17 protein-coding genes are annotated in these 18,522 nt (G+C 60.4%); 13 read left to right on the top strand and 4 right to left on the bottom strand.

The features are described from left to right. Positions 1 to 260: 260 nt before the first annotated feature. Genes AB6V08_RS04495 through AB6V08_RS04485 form a run of 3 tightly spaced genes read left to right on the top strand, consistent with a single transcriptional unit; the run spans position 261 to position 1,458 of the window. Positions 261 to 743 carry an Hcp family type VI secretion system effector gene (locus tag AB6V08_RS04495; RefSeq protein ID WP_368541564.1) on the top strand — a complete coding sequence of 161 codons (483 nt, stop codon included), beginning with the start codon at positions 261 to 263 and terminating at the stop codon, positions 741 to 743. Then, positions 740 to 1,216: a DUF2778 domain-containing protein gene (locus AB6V08_RS04490; protein ID WP_368541563.1), complete on the top strand. Its 477-nt coding sequence runs from the start codon at positions 740 to 742 to the stop codon at positions 1,214 to 1,216. The genes AB6V08_RS04495 and AB6V08_RS04490 overlap by 4 nt, the downstream gene beginning before the upstream one ends. Next, positions 1,216 to 1,458 (top strand): hypothetical protein, encoded by a 243-nt coding sequence (locus AB6V08_RS04485; protein WP_368541562.1) that lies wholly within the window; start codon positions 1,216 to 1,218, stop codon positions 1,456 to 1,458. The genes AB6V08_RS04490 and AB6V08_RS04485 overlap by 1 nt, the downstream gene beginning before the upstream one ends. 56 nt (positions 1,459 to 1,514) lie before the next feature. Here the strand turns inward: AB6V08_RS04485 and AB6V08_RS04480 are convergent, their stop codons facing one another. Beyond that, positions 1,515 to 2,798, bottom strand: coding sequence for a putative acyl-CoA thioester hydrolase (locus AB6V08_RS04480; RefSeq protein WP_368541561.1), 1,284 nt, complete (start codon positions 2,796 to 2,798; stop codon positions 1,515 to 1,517). 224 nt (positions 2,799 to 3,022) lie between these two features. On the opposite strand from AB6V08_RS04480, the gene hutI reads away from it, so the two are divergent. From hutI to hutH, 5 genes are all read left to right on the top strand, one after another. Continuing rightward, positions 3,023 to 4,246, top strand: coding sequence for an imidazolonepropionase (gene hutI / locus AB6V08_RS04475; protein ID WP_368541560.1), 1,224 nt, complete (start codon positions 3,023 to 3,025; stop codon positions 4,244 to 4,246). Next, positions 4,243 to 5,181, top strand: a complete 939-nt coding sequence (hutG, locus tag AB6V08_RS04470) for a formimidoylglutamase (protein WP_368541559.1) — start codon at positions 4,243 to 4,245, stop codon at positions 5,179 to 5,181. The genes hutI and hutG overlap by 4 nt, the downstream gene beginning before the upstream one ends. 18 nt (positions 5,182 to 5,199) lie before the next feature. Then, positions 5,200 to 5,931 carry a histidine utilization repressor gene (locus AB6V08_RS04465; RefSeq protein WP_368541558.1) on the top strand — a complete coding sequence of 244 codons (732 nt, stop codon included), beginning with the start codon at positions 5,200 to 5,202 and terminating at the stop codon, positions 5,929 to 5,931. A gap of 127 nt (positions 5,932 to 6,058) precedes the next feature. After that, on the top strand, positions 6,059 to 7,747 hold the full coding sequence (gene hutU / locus AB6V08_RS04460) for a urocanate hydratase (RefSeq protein WP_368541557.1): 1,689 nt from the start codon (positions 6,059 to 6,061) through the stop codon (positions 7,745 to 7,747). After that, positions 7,744 to 9,264 carry a histidine ammonia-lyase gene (hutH, locus tag AB6V08_RS04455; RefSeq protein ID WP_368541556.1) on the top strand — a complete coding sequence of 507 codons (1,521 nt, stop codon included), beginning with the start codon at positions 7,744 to 7,746 and terminating at the stop codon, positions 9,262 to 9,264. The genes hutU and hutH overlap by 4 nt, the downstream gene beginning before the upstream one ends. 180 nt (positions 9,265 to 9,444) lie before the next feature. Here hutH and AB6V08_RS04450 read toward each other — a convergent pair whose 3' ends face one another. Both AB6V08_RS04450 and bioA read right to left on the bottom strand, forming a co-directional pair. Continuing rightward, positions 9,445 to 9,921: a kinase inhibitor gene (locus tag AB6V08_RS04450; RefSeq protein ID WP_368541555.1), complete on the bottom strand. Its 477-nt coding sequence runs from the start codon at positions 9,919 to 9,921 to the stop codon at positions 9,445 to 9,447. Positions 9,922 to 9,969: 48 nt separating this feature from the next. Then, the gene (gene bioA / locus AB6V08_RS04445) at positions 9,970 to 11,259 is read right to left on the bottom strand and encodes an adenosylmethionine--8-amino-7-oxononanoate transaminase (RefSeq protein WP_439649857.1); all 1,290 of its coding nucleotides are present in this window, start codon (positions 11,257 to 11,259) and stop codon (positions 9,970 to 9,972) included. A gap of 86 nt (positions 11,260 to 11,345) precedes the next feature. Here bioA and bioB point away from each other — a divergent pair, with 86 nt between their 5' ends. Genes bioB through bioD form a run of 4 tightly spaced genes read left to right on the top strand, consistent with a single transcriptional unit; the run spans position 11,346 to position 14,973 of the window. Next, positions 11,346 to 12,386 (top strand): biotin synthase BioB, encoded by a 1,041-nt coding sequence (gene bioB, locus AB6V08_RS04440; RefSeq protein ID WP_368541553.1) that lies wholly within the window; start codon positions 11,346 to 11,348, stop codon positions 12,384 to 12,386. Next, positions 12,383 to 13,540 carry an 8-amino-7-oxononanoate synthase gene (bioF, locus tag AB6V08_RS04435; protein ID WP_368541552.1) on the top strand — a complete coding sequence of 386 codons (1,158 nt, stop codon included), beginning with the start codon at positions 12,383 to 12,385 and terminating at the stop codon, positions 13,538 to 13,540. The genes bioB and bioF overlap by 4 nt, the downstream gene beginning before the upstream one ends. Further along, complete coding sequence (gene bioC / locus AB6V08_RS04430; RefSeq protein WP_368541551.1) at positions 13,524 to 14,279, top strand: malonyl-ACP O-methyltransferase BioC; 756 nt, start codon at positions 13,524 to 13,526, stop codon at positions 14,277 to 14,279. Before bioF ends, bioC begins: the two co-directional genes overlap by 17 nt. Further along, positions 14,272 to 14,973 carry a dethiobiotin synthase gene (bioD, locus tag AB6V08_RS04425; RefSeq protein WP_368541550.1) on the top strand — a complete coding sequence of 234 codons (702 nt, stop codon included), beginning with the start codon at positions 14,272 to 14,274 and terminating at the stop codon, positions 14,971 to 14,973. The genes bioC and bioD overlap by 8 nt, the downstream gene beginning before the upstream one ends. Here the strand turns inward: bioD and AB6V08_RS04420 are convergent. Continuing rightward, a complete protein-coding gene (locus AB6V08_RS04420) occupies positions 14,936 to 15,658 on the bottom strand; it encodes an ABC transporter ATP-binding protein (RefSeq protein WP_368541549.1) in 723 nt (240 codons plus the stop codon). The two genes, bioD and AB6V08_RS04420, sit on opposite strands and share 38 nt — an antisense overlap. A 753-nt stretch (positions 15,659 to 16,411) precedes the next feature. Here AB6V08_RS04420 and uvrB point away from each other — a divergent pair. Further along, positions 16,412 to 18,427, top strand: a complete 2,016-nt coding sequence (gene uvrB / locus AB6V08_RS04415; RefSeq protein ID WP_368541548.1) for an excinuclease ABC subunit UvrB — start codon at positions 16,412 to 16,414, stop codon at positions 18,425 to 18,427. Positions 18,428 to 18,522 lie beyond the last annotated feature (95 nt).

The raw sequence follows: 18,522 nt of genomic DNA, 5'->3' as shown, positions 1-18,522 counted from the left end.
ATATTAACTGAGTATGTCATAGCTAAATTATTGCTCCTGGAATATCGATATTGATAGCTTAAATGAGCTGCAAAAAGGCGAAGTTAGGAATAATGGGGCGTAATGACCAACTCCGATTATTTATAACTAGCGTGAATTATCTACGACAATAAAACAATGTAAATATATCAGTTACGATAAGGGCCAGAATTACCGTGTTGTATTAATTGAATTCATTGTGTATGGTCAAATTTTAATAACAGCAAAAGGACTTACTAACAATGGCAATTCCCGCGTATTTATGGATGAAGGATGATGGCGGTGCAGATATTAAAGGTTCCGTTGATGTACAGGGCCGTGAAGGAAGTATAGAGGTATTAGCATTCAGTCATGGTTTGCATCTACCAACTGATAACAGTACCGGTAAAATAACCGCAACACGTTTACATTCGCCACTGACATTTCAAAAAGAGTTTGATTCCTCAAGTCCATACATCTATAAAGCCGTAGCACAAGGCCGTACCCTGAAAAGCGTAGAGCTAAAATGGTATAGAATTAACTATTCAGGACAGGAAGAAGAATATTTTAATATGCTTTTAGAGAATGTTAAAGTCATTTCAATTTGTCCGATGATGCATGATTGTAAAAATCCCGCCTCCGAAAAGCATAATCACTTAGAGGCTGTTTCGTTGCGGTATGAAAAAATCACATGGAAACACAACGATGGGAATATCAGCTTTTCTGACGCATGGAATGAGCGATGATTCACTGTACCTTCTTTCTGAATGGTCATCGGCTGAGCAATCTTTGCTGCCCGGGAATAGGTTTTTTCCCCGCCTATTCAGGTACGGGTTCCTCACGTAATAATCCTGATGATATTTCAAAACCGTCAATTGGCCCACTTCCACCGGGTTTATACTATATTGTCACACGCGGTAGAGGAGGATTGTTAACTGGACTGAGCGATGCACTGGCTTCATTTGTTTCTGGATCCGAACGGTCATTATGGTTTGCACTTTATCGACATGATGCTCAAATCGATGATGTAACATTTATTGATAAAGTGGAAAGGGGACATTTTAGATTACATCCCGCTGGCTATAAGGGAGTGAGTGAAGGGTGTATCACATTACCTCGCCTGTCAGATTTCTTGATGTTACGTGATGCATTATTAGAAACGCCCACACAACTCATCATGGGGTCTTTAACGGCTTTTGGAACAGTACAGGTGTATTAATGAAACCGATACAATATACATTATTATGGATTGGCGAGGCGCTGCTTTTCTCGGTGGTATTAATAGTGCTTTATGCTTTTATTCCTGAGAGCAAAGCCTACAATATTATCAGGAACTTCACTGGAGTGATTCCTGGCGATACATGGGATAAATACTATTTTCTTTTTTTATGTTTATCTTCTTTATTCATTGTAGCCGTTATAGTTTTTATAAGTGCAGTCTTCAAAAAAGATAACCTGTAACACGGCCTCAAAAAAAACCTCGCAAAAGCGAGGTTTTTTTATGTCCGGGATACGGATTACTGCTTAGGCTCTGCCACGACCTTGCTGCCCACGCCGCGGTTGTTGTATTCCCACATGCGGTTGAAGCGAGTGTCGTTCAGGTTGCGCTGCACGTTACCTTTATCATCCACCGCACCGGTGTTGCCGGCGAACGGACGTTTGGAGATAGCGGCGTCGGCCCACGGTTTCGCCACGTTGAAGCCTTCGTTGATCACGCTGTCACGAATCACAACCTGACCGTTGGTGTTGGCATCCACATCCAGGGAGCGACCGAGCTGCGCCACGCCGTCACCGGACGCGGTAAAGCGGCTGTTGACGGCCAGGAAGCCGTAGTAGAGGTTGGACTGCGTTGCCGGAGCAAACACGTAACCTTCCTGCTGCGTGCGGGAGTTGACTACGCGGAACTCGGTGTTATCAAACACCACCGCGCCGCGGCCGGACACGATATCCACGTCGCCTTCAACGTAGCTGTTGGTCACCAGCGTGCGGGTCAGACGGTTGTTTTGCAGCGTGTTCTGCACGCCGCTGTTGGTCACGAAGAAGGTGTTCTGACGGCCCAGAATGTTCACGTTGTTGATCTGAACGCGATCGCCATCGGTGCGCAGCGCGACGGCCTGATGGTTGCCCGCGTCAACGCTGTCACCCACGGTGTTCTGAATGGTCAGGTTCTGCAGCTGCAGGCCGTTGTTCTGTGACCAGAAGACCGCAGAGCACATCATGCCCACGGTGGCGCTGCGCTTGCTCTGGCAGTTATCAAACATGTACCACGCCGGCTTGCCGGGCATGTATTTACCAGCCGGGTTCACCAGACGACGCCAGGTGTTGGTGTCGATTTCAGAGTCGATCGCCAGACCAATTTTCACGTCGATGGCTTTTTCGCCCGTACCGTACAGGGTAATGCTGCCCGGTGCGGCTGGCACGTAGACGGTGCCTTCGTATTCGCCTGGCAGGATGGCGATGTACTGGCGGGACGCGCTGTGTTTGGTGATTGCCGCATCAACCGCCGCCTGAATAGAGGTGTGCGTTACGCCCTGCGCACCTGCCGGGCCCACCACGAAGTCGGGCTGTTTTGGCAGGTTAATAGAAGAAGGCGTCCACGGCGCGGCGTTCGGATCCATCGCGGTGAAGTAGTTTGCGCGGTTGAAGTTTTTGGCTTCATCGGCGGACAGAATCGGACGAGATGCAGTGCCCGGCGCAGCCTGCTCAGAAGGCTGCTGATCCGGCGGCGTTGAGCTACAGGCGGATAATGTCACGCCGAAGGCGAGCGCTAACGCCAGACGGGAAATCCTGGAAATGTTCAAGGTAAAGCTCCTGGGTATGCAAGTCTTAACGGTATAGACGAAATAGCCTGCTTTTTTATACTAAGTTGAGCGAAACGGGAAGATAAAAAGGGTAAAAGTTGCATTTTCTCAACGGTGAAGGCGGGGAATTCATCACAAATAAATAACATTTTCCGCTCGGGCGGTTGACAGCCGCAGACGGATGAAAATAAATGTCTATACAACCCATGACAAGTGGAAGCCCCATGCAGCAGCTTCATCCCGACGATGTGATATGGCGTAACGCGCGACTGGCCACGATGGATCCTCATCATTCTGCCCCCTACGGACTTCTTGAGCAGCACGCGCTGGTTGTCCGCGACCGGGCGATTCTGGCCGTTATCCCCGAAGCCGACATTCCCCAGGAGCACCCTAACTGCGTTGATTTACAGGGGAGGCTCGTCACCCCCGGCCTTATCGACTGCCATAACCATCTGGTGTTTGGCGGCGATCGCGCCGCAGAGTGGGAGCAGCGGCTAAACGGCGTTTCCTACCAGACCATCAGCGCCCGGGGCGGCGGCATTAACGCCACCGTCACCGCCACGCGCAGCAGCACGCCGGAAACCTTGCTGGCCCTCGCCCGGCAGCGCCTTCTGCGGTTAATGAATGAAGGGGTCACCACCCTTGAAATCAAATCAGGCTACGGGCTTAGCGCCGAATCGGAAGAGAAGATGCTCGACGTGGCGCGCAAGCTCGGGCGGGACAACCCGGTAGAAATCAGCCCGACGCTGCTGTCGGCGCACGCCGTCCCGGCGGAGTACCGCCACGATCCCGATGCCTACATCACGCTGGTGTGTGACGACATTATGCCCGCGCTGTGGCGCAAAGGGCTGTTTGAAGCCGTGGACGTGTTCTGCGAAAACGTCGGCTTTACCCCCGCCCAGAGCGAACGCGTGTTTAAGGCCGCCGCTCGGCTGGGGATCCCGGTCAAGGGGCACGTAGAGCAGCTGTCGAACCTGGGCGGCGCGGCGCTGGTGAGCCGCTATCAGGGGCTCTCTGCCGATCATATTGAGTATCTCGATGAAGCGGGCGTGAAGGCAATGGCGGCCAGCGGCACCGCGGCGGTGCTGCTGCCCGGCGCATTCTATTTTCTTCAGGAGCGCCAGCGCCCGCCGGTTGAGCTGCTCAGAACGCACGGCGTCGCGATGGCGGTCGCCACCGACTACAACCCCGGCACCAGCCCGTTTGCCAGCCTCCATCTGGCGATGAACATGGCCTGCGTGCAGTTTGGCCTGACGCCGGAAGAGGCGTGGGCTGGCGTGACGCGCCACGCGGCGCGGGCGCTCGGGCGGGGCAAAACCCACGGGCAGCTCAAGGCCGGGTATGTGGCTGACTTTATCGTCTGGGACGCGCAAAGCCCGGTGGAGATGGTCTACGAGCCGGGGCGTAACCCGCTGTATCAACGCATTTTTCGGGGAGAAGCGGTATGATGCTCTGGCATCCGGTATCAAACGACGTCTGGCAGGGGCGCGACGACAGCGCGGAGTCCAGCGCGGCCAAACGCCTTTTCCAGACTCTCGTCCAGGCGCAGGCGTTCGAGCCCGCAGGCGCGGGCATCGCCCTGCTGGGCTTTGAGTGTGACGAGGGCGTCAGGCGCAACCTCGGCAGGCCGGGGGCGGCGCACGCGCCGGATGCGATCCGCAGGGCGCTGGCAAACATGGCAAGCCATCGGGGGCACGAGCGGCTGGTGGACATGGGCTCAATATACGCCGAGGGCGAAGGGCTCGAAGCCGCGCAGCAGGCGTTAAGCGATGCGGTGGTTCAGTGCCAGCGGTCGGGAATGCGCACGCTGGTGCTCGGCGGCGGGCACGAAATCGCGTGGGCGCACGGGCGCGGCGTGCTGGACGCCTTTCCGGGCGAGCGGGTGGTTATCATTAATCTTGATGCCCATCTCGACCTGCGCAAGGCCGAACGCGCCACATCGGGCACGCCGTTTCGCCAGCTTGCCCACTACTGCGCCGCGCAGTCGCGGGAGTTTCACTACGCCTGCTTCGGCGTCAGCCGCGCGGCGAACACCCAGGCGCTGTGGGATGAGGCCGGACGGCTGAACGTCACGCTGGTGGAAGATCTCGATTTTCGCCGCGACGCGCTCCCGGTGCTTGAGCAGGTTCTGGCCCGGGCGGACGGCGTCTACCTGACGATTGATCTCGACGTGCTGCCCGCCGGGGAAATGCCCGCGGTATCGGCCCCGGCGGCGCTGGGGATCCCGGCGCTGGATCTGCTGCCGGTTATCGAGCGCGTCTGCCGCAGCGGAAAGCTGCGGGCGGCAGATTTGGTCGAGTTTAATCCGCATTACGACCGGGACGGACAGGGGGCGAAGCTTGCCGCGCGTCTGGCCTGGCAAATTGCTCACTGGTGGGCATAACACAGTTAAGGAGTCATCATGTTTTCACGCTCACCCGAGCAGCCCAGCCCTCCGGCGCCTTTTTATGAAAAGGTTAAGCAGGCGATAAGCGAAAAAATCGCGGCGGGCGTCTGGCGCGCGCACGACCGTATTCCGTCCGAGGCCGAGCTGGTGGCGCAGTTTGGCTTTAGCCGCATGACCGTCAACCGGGCGCTGCGCGAACTGACCGATGAAGGGCTGCTGGTGCGTTTGCAGGGCGTCGGCACCTTCGTCGCCGAGCCAAAAGGCCAGTCGGCGCTGTTTGAAATTCGCAGCATCGCCGACGAAATTACCGCCCGGCATCATCAGCACCGCTGCGAGGTGCGGGTGCTGGAGGCGACCCAGGCCAGCGCCGAGCAGGCGATAGAGCTGAACGTTAAGGAGGGGACGCGGATCTTCCATTCGGTGATGGTGCATTTTGAGAATGACATCCCGGTGCAGATTGAAGATCGCTGCGTCAACGCCGAGCGCGTGCCGGAGTATCTGGCGCAGGATTACACCCGCACCACGCCGCACGCCTATCTCTCGCTCGTCGCGCCGCTGACGGAAGGGGAGCACATCGTGGAAGCGGTTCGCGCAACGCCGCAGGAGTGCGAGCTGCTGCGCATCAAAGAGCAGGATCCCTGTCTGCTGATCCGCCGCCGCACCTGGTCATCGTCGCAGATTGTCTCCCACGCCAGGCTGCTCTATCCGGGAAGCCGCTACCGTTTGCAGGGCCATTTCATGTCGTAACGGCTGAAATCGTGATAGCTAACGCAATATAACAAAATTGTATCTTTTTTGTTAAAACCAGCCTTGTGTGTGCTTGTCTATACAAGTATATCTAATTGCATCATCAGTCCCGAATGAGGAGCACACAATGTCGTCAGGTAAATACCGCCAGCAGGATGTTCGCGCCCCGCGCGGCACTCAGCTCACCGCAAAAAGCTGGCTCACCGAAGCACCGCTGCGCATGTTGATGAACAACCTCGATCCCGAGGTCGCAGAGAATCCCCATGAGCTCGTGGTTTACGGCGGCATCGGCCGCGCCGCGCGCAACTGGGCGTGCTACGACGCCATTGTGAACGCGCTGACGCAGCTCGAAGACGATGAAACCCTGCTGGTGCAGTCCGGCAAGCCGGTCGGCGTGTTCAAAACCCACGCCAACGCCCCGCGGGTGCTGATTGCCAACTCCAACCTGGTGCCGCACTGGGCGACCTGGGAACACTTCAACGAGCTGGACGCCAAAGGGCTGGCGATGTACGGCCAGATGACCGCGGGCAGCTGGATCTACATCGGCAGCCAGGGCATCGTGCAGGGCACCTACGAAACCTTCGTGGAAGCAGGCCGCCAGCACTACGGCGGCTCCCTGAAGGGGCGCTGGGTGCTGACCGCCGGCTTGGGCGGCATGGGCGGCGCGCAGCCGCTGGCGGCGACCCTCGCGGGGGCCTGCTCGCTGAACATTGAATGCCAGCAAAGCCGCATCGATTTCCGTCTGCGCACCCGCTACGTGGACGAGCAGGCGGACAACCTCGACGACGCGCTGGCCCGCATCAAGAAATACACTGCCGAAGGCAAGGCCGTGTCGATTGCGCTGTGCGGCAACGCGGCGGATATCCTCCCACAGCTGGTGGCGCGCGGCGTGCGACCGGATCTGGTCACCGACCAGACCAGCGCCCACGATCCGCTCCACGGCTATCTGCCAAAAGGCTGGACGTGGGAAACCTACCAGCAGAAGGCGGAAACCGACCCGGAAGGCACGGTGCTCGCCGCCAAGCGGTCTATGGCAGAGCACGTTTCCGCGATGCTGGCCTTCAGCGCGATGGGCATTCCGACCTTCGATTACGGCAACAACATTCGCCAGATGGCAAAAGAGATGGGCGTCAGCAACGCCTTTGACTTCCCCGGCTTCGTACCTGCCTACATTCGCCCGCTGTTCTGCCGCGGCATCGGCCCGTTCCGCTGGGTGGCGCTCTCCGGCGACCCGGAAGATATCTACAAAACCGACGCGAAGGTAAAAGAGATTATCGCGGACGATGAGCACCTGCACCGCTGGCTCGACATGGCGCGGGAGCGCATTAACTTCCAGGGCCTGCCGGCGCGCATCTGCTGGGTGGGTCTGGAGTGGCGGCAGAAGCTGGGCCTGGCGTTCAACGAAATGGTGCGCAGCGGCGAAGTCTCCGCGCCGATCGTTATCGGGCGTGACCATCTGGACTCCGGCTCGGTTGCCAGCCCGAACCGCGAAACCGAAGCCATGCGCGACGGCTCAGACGCGGTATCCGACTGGCCGCTGCTGAATGCCTTGCTGAATACCGCCAGCGGCGCGACCTGGGTGTCGCTGCACCACGGCGGCGGCGTGGGGATGGGCTTCTCCCAGCACTCGGGGATGGTCATCGTCTGCGATGGCACCGACGACGCGGCGGCGCGAATCGCGCGCGTGCTGCACAACGACCCGGCCACCGGCGTGATGCGCCACGCGGATGCGGGTTACGACATTGCGATTGAATGTGCCAAAGAGCAGGGGCTAAACCTGCCGATGATCCCTGCCACACAAGGAAAGCATGAATGAACGCTCTTACCCTTACTCCCGGCTCTCTGACGTTACAACAGCTGCGCAGCGTCTGGCGTCAGCCGGTGACGCTCACGCTCGATGAAAGCGCCCACGCGGCGATCAACAACAGCGTAGCCTGCGTCGAAGCCATCGTAGCCGAAGGGCGCACGGCCTACGGCATCAACACCGGGTTTGGCCTGCTGGCGCAGACCCGCATCGCCACCCACGATCTGGAAAATTTGCAGCGCTCGCTGGTGCTCTCCCACGCCGCGGGCGTGGGCCAGCCGCTGGACGATGACATCGTGCGGCTGATGATGGTGCTTAAGATCAACAGCCTGGCGCGCGGCTTCTCGGGCATTCGCCTGAGCGTGATCCAGGCGCTGATGGCGCTGGTAAACGCCGAAGTGTATCCGTGGATCCCGGCGAAGGGCTCGGTCGGGGCCTCCGGCGACCTTGCGCCGCTGGCGCACATGTCGTTGCTGCTGCTGGGCGAGGGCAAAGCGCGCTGGCAGGGCGAGTGGCTTCCGGCGAAAGAGGCGCTGGCCAAGGCCGGACTGGCGCCGATCACGCTGGCGGCGAAAGAGGGGCTGGCGCTGCTTAACGGTACGCAGGCCTCGACGGCGTTCGCCCTGCGCGGCCTGTTTGAAGCCGAAGACCTGTTTGCCTCGGCGGTGGTGTGCGGCGCGTTGACCACCGAAGCGGTGCTCGGCTCGCGTCGTCCGTTTGACGCCCGTATTCACGAGGTGCGCGGCCAGCGCGGGCAGATTGACGCCGCGGCGATGTATCGCCACCTGCTGACCGACACCAGCGACATTGCCGAGTCCCACCATAACTGCGACAAGGTGCAGGATCCGTACTCTCTGCGCTGCCAGCCTCAGGTGATGGGCGCGTGCCTGACCCAGCTGCGCCAGGCGGCAGAGGTGCTGCTGGTGGAGGCCAACGCGGTGTCGGATAACCCGCTGGTGTTTGCCGAGGAGAATGACGTGGTCTCCGGCGGCAACTTCCATGCCGAGCCGGTGGCGATGGCGGCGGATAATATCGCCCTGGCGATTGCCGAGGTGGGGGCGTTGTCCGAGCGCCGTATCGCGCTGATGATGGACAAGCACATGTCCCAGCTGCCGCCGTTCCTGGTGCGCAACGGTGGGGTGAACTCGGGCTTTATGATTGCCCAGGTGACCGCGGCGGCGCTGGCGAGCGAGAACAAAGCGCTGTCGCATCCGCACAGCGTTGACAGCCTGCCGACTTCCGCCAATCAGGAAGATCACGTGTCGATGGCGCCCGCCGCCGGGCGTCGCCTGTGGGAAATGGCGTCCAACACCCGAGGCGTGTTGGCGGTGGAATGGCTGGCGGCGTGTCAGGGGATTGATCTTCGCGAAGGGCTGAAGTCCAGCGCCCTGCTGGAGCAGGCGCGTTACGCGCTGCGCGAGCAGGTTTCGCATTACGATGACGACCGCTTCTTTGCGCCGGATATTGATAAGGCGATGCAGCTTCTGGAAGAAGGGCGTCTGGTGGGGCTGCTGCCGTCGGTGCTGTGATTTTTCCCCTCACCCTAACCCTCTCCCCGAAGGGGCGAGGGGATTAAAGGCCTTCTCCCCCTCCCCGTGGTGGTGAGGAGCTCTGAGGTTTTCTCCCTCTCCCCATGGTGGTGAGGGGCTCTAAGGTTTTCTCCCTCTCCCTGTGGGAGAGGGCCGGGGTGAGGGCATCAGGCCGCTCGATCAGGAATACATCGCCGTAATCGACGCGCTTCCCAGCGTATGGAAATGCACGTTAAACCCAACCATCGCGCCGCTCGCGCCTTCATCCACCTCAATCCTGTCCACGTCCAGGGCGTGAACCGTGAAGATATAGCGGTGGGTTTCGCCCTTCGGCGGAGCCGCGCCGCCGTAGCCCGCTTTACCGAAATCGGTGCGCGTCTGGATTGCACCTTCCGGCAGCGCGGCCACGCCGGAGCCTGACCCCTGCGGCAGCACGCGCGTGTCGGCCGGCAGGTTGGCGACAATCCAGTGCCACCAGCCGGAGCCGGTTGGCGCGTCCGGGTCGTAGCAGGTCACGACAAAGCTTTTGGTTCCGGCGGGAACGTCGTCCCACGCCAGGTGCGGGGAGAGGTTATCCCCCTGATACCCCATACCGTTAAACACGTGGCGTTCGGGCAGCTTCTCGCCGTCGCGCAGATCCTGACTGATGATTTTCATACGGTTTATCCTCGTTAACCACTTGTTCTTGAAGTGTAACGCATTGGCTTAAATCGCGAAATGCGCCGGGATATTCACCGCCTCAACCACCGCAGCCGTCAACTTTCGCAGCTCGTCGGCGGTAATGATGTACGGCGGCATCAGGTAGATCAGCTTGCCAAACGGACGCACCCAGACGCCGCGCTCAACGAAGAAGCGCTGAAGGGCGGCCATGTTCACCGGATGGGTCGTCTCAATCACGCCGATGGCGCCGAGGACGCGCACGTCGGCGACAAATTCCGAGCCGGACGCCGCGTTCAGCTCCTGCCTGAGCTGCGCCTCAATCGTCGCCACCTGAGCTTGCCACTCGCCGCTTTCGAGGATCGCAAGGCTCTCGCCCGCCACCGCGCACGCCAGCGGATTGCCCATAAAGGTCGGGCCGTGCATAAAGCAGCCCGCCTCGCCGTCGCTGATGGTATCGGCAACCCGGCGCGTGGTGAGGGTGGCGGAGAGCGTCATGGTACCTCCGGTCAGCGCTTTGCCGAGGCACAGGATGTCCGACGCGATGCCCGCGTGCTCGCAGGCGAACAGCTTCCCGGTGCGGCCAAACCCGGTCGCTATCTCGTCGGCAATCAGCAAAATGCCTTCGCGATCGCACATCCTGCGGATGCGCTTCAGCCACTCCGGGTGATACATGCGCATCCCGCCCGCGCCCTGCACAATCGGCTCAAGGATCACGGCGGCAATCTCGTGGCGGTGGGCAGCCATCAGGCGCGCAAAGCCGACCATGTCCATCTCGTTCCACTCGCCGTCGAAGCGGCTTTGCGGTGCGGGGGCGAACAGGTTCTCCGGCAGATAGCCTTTCCACAGGCTGTGCATGGAGTTGTCCGGATCGCACACCGACATCGCGCCAAAGGTATCCCCGTGATAGCCGTTGCGGAAGGTGAGGAAGCGCTGCCGCGATTCGCCTCGGGCGTGCCAGTACTGCAGCGCCATTTTCATCGCCACTTCAACCGCCACCGAGCCGGAATCGGCAAGGAAAACGCACTCCAGCGGCTCCGGCGTCATCGCCACCAGACGGTGGCATAAATCCACCGCGGGCTGATGGGTGATCCCGCCGAACATCACGTGGGACATCCGGTCTATCTGCGCCTTCATCGCCGCATTCAGGCGCGGGTGGTTGTAGCCGTGGATCGCCGCCCACCAGGAGGACATGCCGTCTACCAGCGCTTCGCCGCCGGCAAGCTGCAGCGTGCAGCCGTGGGCAGACTCGACCGGATAAACCGGCAGCGGGTGGGTCGTGGAGGTGTAAGGGTGCCAGATATGCTGCCTGTCGAAGGCGAGATCGTCCTGAGTCATAATCGACTTGTAAACCATTTTGAAAACATTTAGGTTTACAAGTATAAACCGAACCGAGAATTAACAAAACCCTTTGGAGAAGCCCCATGGCTCACCACGCACGCTGGACGATGTCGCAAGTTACTGAATTATTCAATAAACCTTTCCTGGAGCTGATGTTCGAAGCGCAGCAGGTACACCGCCAGCACTTCGATCCGCGCCACGTTCAGGTCAGCACGCTGCTGTCGATCAAAACCGGCGCCTGCCCGGAAGACTGCAAGTATTGCCCCCAGAGCGCCCGCTATAAAACCGGCCTTGAATCCGAACGCCTGATGGAGGTGGAGCAGGTGCTCGACTCCGCGCGCAAGGCCAAAAACGCCGGATCGACCCGCTTCTGCATGGGTGCGGCGTGGAAAAACCCGCACGACCGCGACATGCCGTATCTGGAGCAGATGGTCAAAGGCGTGAAGGAGATGGGGCTGGAAGCCTGCATGACGCTGGGGACGCTCAACGACGAGCAGGCGCAGCGCCTGTCGGCGGCGGGGCTGGATTACTACAACCACAACCTCGACACCTCGCCGGAGTTTTACGGCAACATCATCACCACCCGTACCTATCAGGAGCGCCTGGACACGCTGGAAAAAGTGCGCGATGCCGGGATTAAAGTCTGCTCCGGCGGTATCGTCGGGCTGGGCGAAACCGTGAAGGACCGCGCGGGCCTGCTGCTCCAGCTGGCGAACCTGCCGACCCCGCCGGAAAGCGTGCCGATCAACATGCTGGTGAAGGTCAAAGGCACGCCTCTGGCGGACAACGACGACGTGGACGCGTTCGATTTTATCCGCACCATCGCCGTGGCGCGCATCATGATGCCGCGCTCGTTCGTGCGCCTCTCCGCGGGCCGCGAGCAGATGAACGAACAGACCCAGGCGATGTGCTTTATGGCGGGCGCTAACTCCATTTTCTACGGCTGCAAGCTGCTCACCACGCCGAACCCGGAAGAGGACAAAGACGTTCAGCTGTTCCGCAAGCTGGGGCTGAACCCGCACCAGACCGACGTGCTGACCGGCGATATCGAACAGCAGCAGCACCTGGAGCAGCAAATTTTCAACGCCGACACCGACCAGTTCTACAACGCGGCAGCCGTATGACCTGGGAGCAGCGCATCAGCGCCGCCCTGGCGGAGCGCCGGGCGGCAGACGCCTTTCGCGTGCGCGGCGCGGTTGAAAACGGCGCGGGCCGTTTTCTCACCCGCGACCGGAAGCGGTTCTGTAATTTCTCCAGCAATGACTATCTCGGCCTGAGCCAGCACCCGCAGATTGTGCGCGCCTGGCAGCAGGGCGCCGAGCGCTACGGCGTGGGCAGCGGCGGGTCGGGCCACGTCAGCGGCTACACCACCGCCCATCAGGCGCTGGAGGAGCAGCTTGCCGACTGGCTTGGCTACCCGCGCGCGCTGCTGTTTATCTCCGGCTTTGCCGCCAATCAGGCGGTGATTGCCGCCCTGATGGGCAAAGACGACCGGATCCTGGCCGACCGCTTAAGCCACGCCTCGCTGCTGGAGGCGGCAAGCCTCAGCCCGGCGCAGCTGCGCCGCTTTGCCCATAACGATGCCGGCCAGCTTCAAACCCTGCTCGCTAAGCCCTGCGACGGCCAGCAGCTGGTGGTGACGGAAGGGGTATTCAGCATGGACGGCGACAGCGCGCCGCTCGCTCAGCTGCACGCCGGGGCGGCGCGGCAAAACGCGTGGCTGCTGGTGGATGATGCCCACGGTATCGGGGTTGTTGGCGAGGAGGGGCGCGGCAGCGCGTATCAGCAAAACGTGAAGCCCGAGCTGCTGGTGGTGACCTTCGGCAAGGGCTTTGGCGTCAGCGGCGCGGCGGTGCTGTGCAGCGAACCGGCTGCCGACTATCTGCTGCAGTTCGCCCGCCACCTGATCTACAGCACCAGCATGCCCCCGGCGCAGGCCGTGGCGCTTTCCGCGTCGCTGGCGGTGATTCGCAGCGACGACGGCGCATCCCGCCGCGCGCGCTTAGCGGAGCACATCCGCCGCTTCCGCCGGGGCCTTGCCGGGCTGCCGTTCCGCAGCACCGATTCCCACAGCGCTATCCAGCCGATCGTCGTCGGGGATAACGGCCGGGCGCTGGGCCTGGCGCAGGGGCTGCGCGAACGTGGCATGTGGGTCACGGCTATTCGCCCGCCGACCGTTCCGCCGGGCACCGCGCGCCTGCGCCTGACGCTGACGGCGGCGCACGAAGCCGACGATATCGATACGCTGATGGAGGCGCTGCATGTCGCCAGTCAATAAGCAGGCCATTGCCGCCGCGTTTGGGCGGGCGGCGCAGAGCTATTCCCGGCACGACGAGCTGCAGCGCCGGAGCGCGTGCGGGTTGCTTTCCGCGCTTGGCGAGGGGCATTTCCCGCAGGTGCTGGACGCCGGATGCGGGCCGGGGGCGAACAGCCGCTACTGGCGCGAGGCCGGGAGCCGCGTGACGGCTATCGATCTCTCCCCGCAGATGCTGGACGAGGCGCGGCAGCAGCAGGCCGCCGACCGCTATCTGCTGGCGGATATCGAAGCCATTCCCCTGGCGGACGCGCAGTTTGACCTGGTCTGGAGCCACCTGGCGGTGCAGTGGTGCAGCAGCCTGCCGCAGGCGCTGCGCGAGCTGTACCGCGTGGCGCGCCCGGGCGGGAAGGTGGCGTTCACCACGCTGCTTGAAAGCTCGCTGCCGGAGCTGAATCAGGCCTGGCAGGCGGTGGACGCGCAGCCGCACGCTAACCGCTTTTTAGCGCAGGATGAGGTAATCAAAGCCCTGCACGGCTGGCGCTATCGCCACGCGGTGCAGACCATCACGCTGCCCTTTGACGATGCGCTGAGCGCCATGCGATCGCTGAAGGGCATCGGGGCCACGCACCTGCACACCGGGCGCGACAAAAAGCCGCTCACCCGCGGTCAGCTTCGGCGTCTGGAGCTTGCCTGGCCGCAGCAGCAGGGGGCGTTCACGCTCTCTTATCAACTTTTTCATGGGATTATCGAACGTGACTGAACGTTATTTTGTGACCGGCACGGACACCGAAGTGGGTAAAACGGTCGCCAGCTCGGCGCTGCTGCAGGCGGCGAATCTGCAAGGGTATGTCACCGCAGGCTACAAGCCCGTGGCCTCCGGCAGCGAGATGACGCCGGAGGGGCTGCGCAATAGCGACGCCCTGGCGCTGCAATACCACAGCAGCCTGGCGCTTGCCTATCCGCAGGTGAACCCGTATACCTTCGCCGAGCCGACCTCGCCGCACATCATCAGCGCCGACGAGGGGCGCAGCATTGATTTCGCCGTGCTGTCCGAGGGCCTGCGCGCGCTGGAGCAGCGCGCCGAATGGGTGCTGGTGGAGGGGGCTGGCGGCTGGTTTACGCCGCTCTCCGACGAGCAGACCTTTGCCGACTGGGTGCAGGCGGAGCAGCTTCCGGTCATTCTGGTGGTCGGCGTGAAGCTGGGCTGCATCAATCACGCGATGTTAACCGCGCAGGCGGTTCAGCAGGCCGGGCTGCGCCTGGCGGGCTGGATAGCCAACGACGTGGTGGCACCCGGAAAGCGGCATCAGGCGTATTTAACCACCCTTAAGCGCGTGCTTCCGGCTCCGTTCCTCGGGGAGATCCCCTGGCTCGCAGAGGGGGCAGAACGCGCCGACACCGGGCGCTATCTGGATCTCAGCGCCTTGCCTCAAGCGACATCCAGTGGGCGATAAGCTCGTCGTTTAGCTCGTTAACGTGGCCCTGCGCCACGTTACGCCCGCGATAGAGCATGCAGAAGCGGTCGGCCACCCGGCGGATAAACGACAGCTGCTGCTCCGCCAGCAATACCGTCATGCCTAACTCCCGGTTCAGCCGCGCCAGCAGCTGCGTGAGCTTCTGGGCAAAGCTCGGCTCTGCGCCGTGCATCGGCTCATCCAGAATCAATACCCGCGGGCGCGTGACCAGCGCGTTGGCCAGCGCCAGCTGGTACTGCACGTCCGGCGACAGCCCGTTGGCGCGACGCTGGCGCAGGGGATGGAGCTGCGGGAACAGGTCAAACATCTCGCTTTTGGCGACGGGATCGGCCGTGCCGGTTGCCCGCATCGCAATGTGCAGATTCTCTTCAACGGTAAGCTGGGAAAAAATCCGCCGGTCCTGCGGCACGTAGCCAATGCGAGGAGTCTGGCGCTGGCCGGGGGCCTGGCTCAGCAGGTCGCAGGGCGGGGCGCCCGCTTCATGCCAGACGATGGTTCCGCTCTCGACGGGCAGATTGCCCACAATGCAGTTCATCAGGGTCGTTTTCCCCATCCCCGGCAGGCCGATCACGCCCGTACACTGGCCCTGGGGAAAATCTAAATCAACATTCCACAGCGTATGTTGGCTTCCGTAGAACTGGTTTACTGCACGCAGACTCAACATGTTTCTCTCCTTAAAAATCGATGTGGGCAGAGCTCGTGAGATGTTCTGCAAAACTCCTGCCAGAAGAGATAAGCGGACTAAAAAAGATGATTTTTTAGGACTACGTCCCGCGCCCGGACGCCATGTGTGAACAATTTGCACAGTCGCAGTGCCGGGGATGTTGAGCGGTGGTGCAGCAGAGCATTTGATGGATTTGTGATTAAGATCTCACCAATCCGTTATCATCGGCTCAACTGATTATCATCAAAAAATAGCTATAAAAATTTTTTGTGACCCCGGCGATGGGAAAAACCGGGAATTGCCCGAGTGGCGGTCTGTACGGGCTGGAGGCAGTTATCCACTATTCCTGTGGATAACCATGTGCATTAGAGTTAGAAAACACGCGATAAGCGAGAGAATACGCGGGTTACGCCTGAATTGGTGCGAAACGCGGCTTTAGGAAATATCTGTTAAAAATTAACTGGTTAAATAAAAGCAATTGTCGTAACGAAACTGTCACCTGGAAAGCTGAAACTTTTCTTACACGGGTTGACAAATGTTAAAAAAGAAAAAGTTCTGGGGATAACCCCATCTCGCTAGCGTTTTATCTCGTCCCGGCCTAAATTTTGACCTTATTCGCGCTAATCATCCCGACGCTATCCTAAACATCCTGACACGCCACTGGTTTTTCATCCAGTATCTTTTACTGGCAATCCTGGCATTGACGAGTAAAATTACTCACCTGCCGCTAATAACGTCATCAGGTCATCGCCCATGAGTAAACCGTTCAAACTGAATTCTGCTTTCCGCCCCTCGGGCGACCAGCCTGAGGCTATCCGTCGTCTGGAAGAGGGGCTGGAAGATGGTCTGGCACATCAAACCCTGCTGGGTGTGACCGGCTCCGGTAAAACCTTTACCATCGCCAACGTCATTGCGGATTTGCAGCGCCCGACCATGGTGCTGGCGCCCAACAAAACCCTGGCGGCACAGCTTTACGGCGAAATGAAAGAGTTCTTCCCGGAGAACGCGGTGGAGTACTTCGTGTCGTACTACGATTACTACCAGCCAGAAGCCTACGTGCCGAGCTCGGACACCTTTATCGAGAAAGATGCCTCGGTGAACGAACACATCGAACAGATGCGTCTGTCGGCGACCAAAGCGCTGCTGGAGCGTCGCGACGTGGTTGTGGTGGCATCGGTCTCCGCTATCTACGGTCTGGGCGATCCGGATCTCTATCTGAAGATGATGCTGCACCTGACCCAGGGGATGATCATCGACCAGCGCGCCATCCTGCGCCGCCTCGCCGAGTTGCAGTACACCCGCAACGACCAGGCGTTCCAGCGCGGTACGTTCCGCGTGCGCGGTGAGGTTATTGATATCTTCCCGGCGGAATCGGACGACATGGCCCTGCGTGTTGAGCTGTTCGACGAAGAGGTTGAGCGCCTGTCGCTGTTCGACCCGCTGACCGGGCACATCGAGTCCACCATTCAGCGCTTCACCGTTTACCCGAAAACGCACTACGTGACGCCGCGCGAGCGCATCGTACAGGCGATGGAAGACATCAAAGTTGAGCTGGCAGACCGTCGCAAGGTGCTGCTGGCGAATAACAAACTGCTGGAAGAGCAGCGCCTCAGCCAGCGCACCCAGTTCGATCTCGAAATGATGAACGAGCTGGGCTACTGCTCCGGCATCGAAAACTACTCGCGCTACCTGTCCGGGCGCGGGCCGGGCGAGGCGCCGCCCACCCTGTTTGACTACCTTCCGGCAGACGGCCTGCTGGTGATTGACGAATCTCACGTCACCATTCCGCAGATTGGCGGCATGTACCGCGGCGACCGGGCGCGTAAAGAGACGCTGGTGGAGTACGGCTTCCGCCTGCCGTCGGCGCTGGATAACCGTCCAATGAAGTTTGAAGAGTTCGAGGCGCTGGCGCCGCAAACCATCTACGTCTCGGCCACGCCGGGCAACTACGAGCTGGAAAAATCCGGCGATGAAGTGGTGGATCAGGTGGTGCGTCCAACGGGGCTGCTCGACCCGATTATCGAGGTGCGTCCGGTGGCGACCCAGGTTGACGATCTGCTGTCCGAGATCCGCGCGCGTTCGGCGATCAACGAGCGCGTGCTGGTGACCACGCTCACCAAGCGCATGGCGGAAGATCTTACCGAGTATCTCGAAGAGCACGGCGAGAAGGTGCGCTACCTGCACTCGGACATCGATACCGTGGAGCGTATGGAAATCATCCGCGACCTGCGTCTGGGCGAGTTTGACGTGCTGGTGGGTATCAACCTGCTGCGAGAGGGTCTGGACATGCCTGAGGTGTCGCTGGTGGCGATTCTGGACGCCGACAAAGAGGGCTTCCTGCGTTCTGAGCGTTCGCTGATCCAGACCATCGGCCGCGCCGCGCGTAACGTTAACGGTAAGGCGATTCTGTACGGCGATAAAATCACGCCGTCGATGGCGAAGGCGATTGGTGAAACGGAGCGTCGTCGCGAGAAACAGCAGCGCTACAACGAAGAGCACGGCATTACGCCGCAGGGCCTGAACAAGAAGGTGGTGGATATTCTGGCGCTGGGTCAGAACATCGCTAAGACCAAAGCCAAAGGGCGCGGCAAAGCGCGTTCCGTGGTGGAAGAAGATACCGTGGCGCTGACGCCGAAAGCGCTGCAGCAGAAAATCCACGAACTCGAAGCGCAGATGATGCAGCACGCGCAAAACCTCGAGTTCGAAGAGGCGGCGCAGCTCCGCGACCAGCTGCATCAGCTAAGGGATTTGTTTATTGCGGCGTCCTAGGTAAACGCAAGATGGCAGCCAGTGGCTGCCATCTTTATGTTTTTCTCCCTCTCCCCGTGGGAGAGGGTTGGGGTGAGGGCATCAGGCCGCACTCA

Origin of the sequence: Enterobacter soli, from assembly GCF_964208575.1 — a bacterium.
In the GTDB taxonomy this organism is placed as follows: domain Bacteria; phylum Pseudomonadota; class Gammaproteobacteria; order Enterobacterales; family Enterobacteriaceae; genus Enterobacter; species Enterobacter soli_A.
The sequence above is the reverse complement of the archived record's forward strand: the minus strand, read 5'-3'. Positions and strand labels throughout refer to the sequence as shown.

Excerpts from the sequence above, each read along its gene's own strand:
- AB6V08_RS04495 (WP_368541564.1), top strand. The coding sequence starts at position 261 with ATGGCAATTCCCGCGTATTTATGGATGAAGGATGATGGCGGTGCAGAT.
- uvrB (WP_368541548.1), top strand. The coding sequence starts at position 16,412 with ATGAGTAAACCGTTCAAACTGAATTCTGCTTTCCGCCCCTCGGGCGAC.
- bioA (WP_439649857.1), bottom strand. The coding sequence starts at position 11,259 with ATGACTCAGGACGATCTCGCCTTCGACAGGCAGCATATCTGGCACCCT.
- bioC (WP_368541551.1), top strand. The coding sequence starts at position 13,524 with ATGTCGCCAGTCAATAAGCAGGCCATTGCCGCCGCGTTTGGGCGGGCG.
- AB6V08_RS04420 (WP_368541549.1), bottom strand. The coding sequence starts at position 15,658 with ATGTTGAGTCTGCGTGCAGTAAACCAGTTCTACGGAAGCCAACATACG.
- bioF (WP_368541552.1), top strand. The coding sequence starts at position 12,383 with ATGACCTGGGAGCAGCGCATCAGCGCCGCCCTGGCGGAGCGCCGGGCG.
- AB6V08_RS04465 (WP_368541558.1), top strand. The coding sequence starts at position 5,200 with ATGTTTTCACGCTCACCCGAGCAGCCCAGCCCTCCGGCGCCTTTTTAT.
- hutG (WP_368541559.1), top strand. The coding sequence starts at position 4,243 with ATGATGCTCTGGCATCCGGTATCAAACGACGTCTGGCAGGGGCGCGAC.
- hutI (WP_368541560.1), top strand. The coding sequence starts at position 3,023 with ATGCAGCAGCTTCATCCCGACGATGTGATATGGCGTAACGCGCGACTG.
- hutU (WP_368541557.1), top strand. The coding sequence starts at position 6,059 with ATGTCGTCAGGTAAATACCGCCAGCAGGATGTTCGCGCCCCGCGCGGC.
- AB6V08_RS04450 (WP_368541555.1), bottom strand. The coding sequence starts at position 9,921 with ATGAAAATCATCAGTCAGGATCTGCGCGACGGCGAGAAGCTGCCCGAA.
- AB6V08_RS04490 (WP_368541563.1), top strand. The coding sequence starts at position 740 with ATGATTCACTGTACCTTCTTTCTGAATGGTCATCGGCTGAGCAATCTT.
- AB6V08_RS04485 (WP_368541562.1), top strand. The coding sequence starts at position 1,216 with ATGAAACCGATACAATATACATTATTATGGATTGGCGAGGCGCTGCTT.
- hutH (WP_368541556.1), top strand. The coding sequence starts at position 7,744 with ATGAACGCTCTTACCCTTACTCCCGGCTCTCTGACGTTACAACAGCTG.
- bioB (WP_368541553.1), top strand. The coding sequence starts at position 11,346 with ATGGCTCACCACGCACGCTGGACGATGTCGCAAGTTACTGAATTATTC.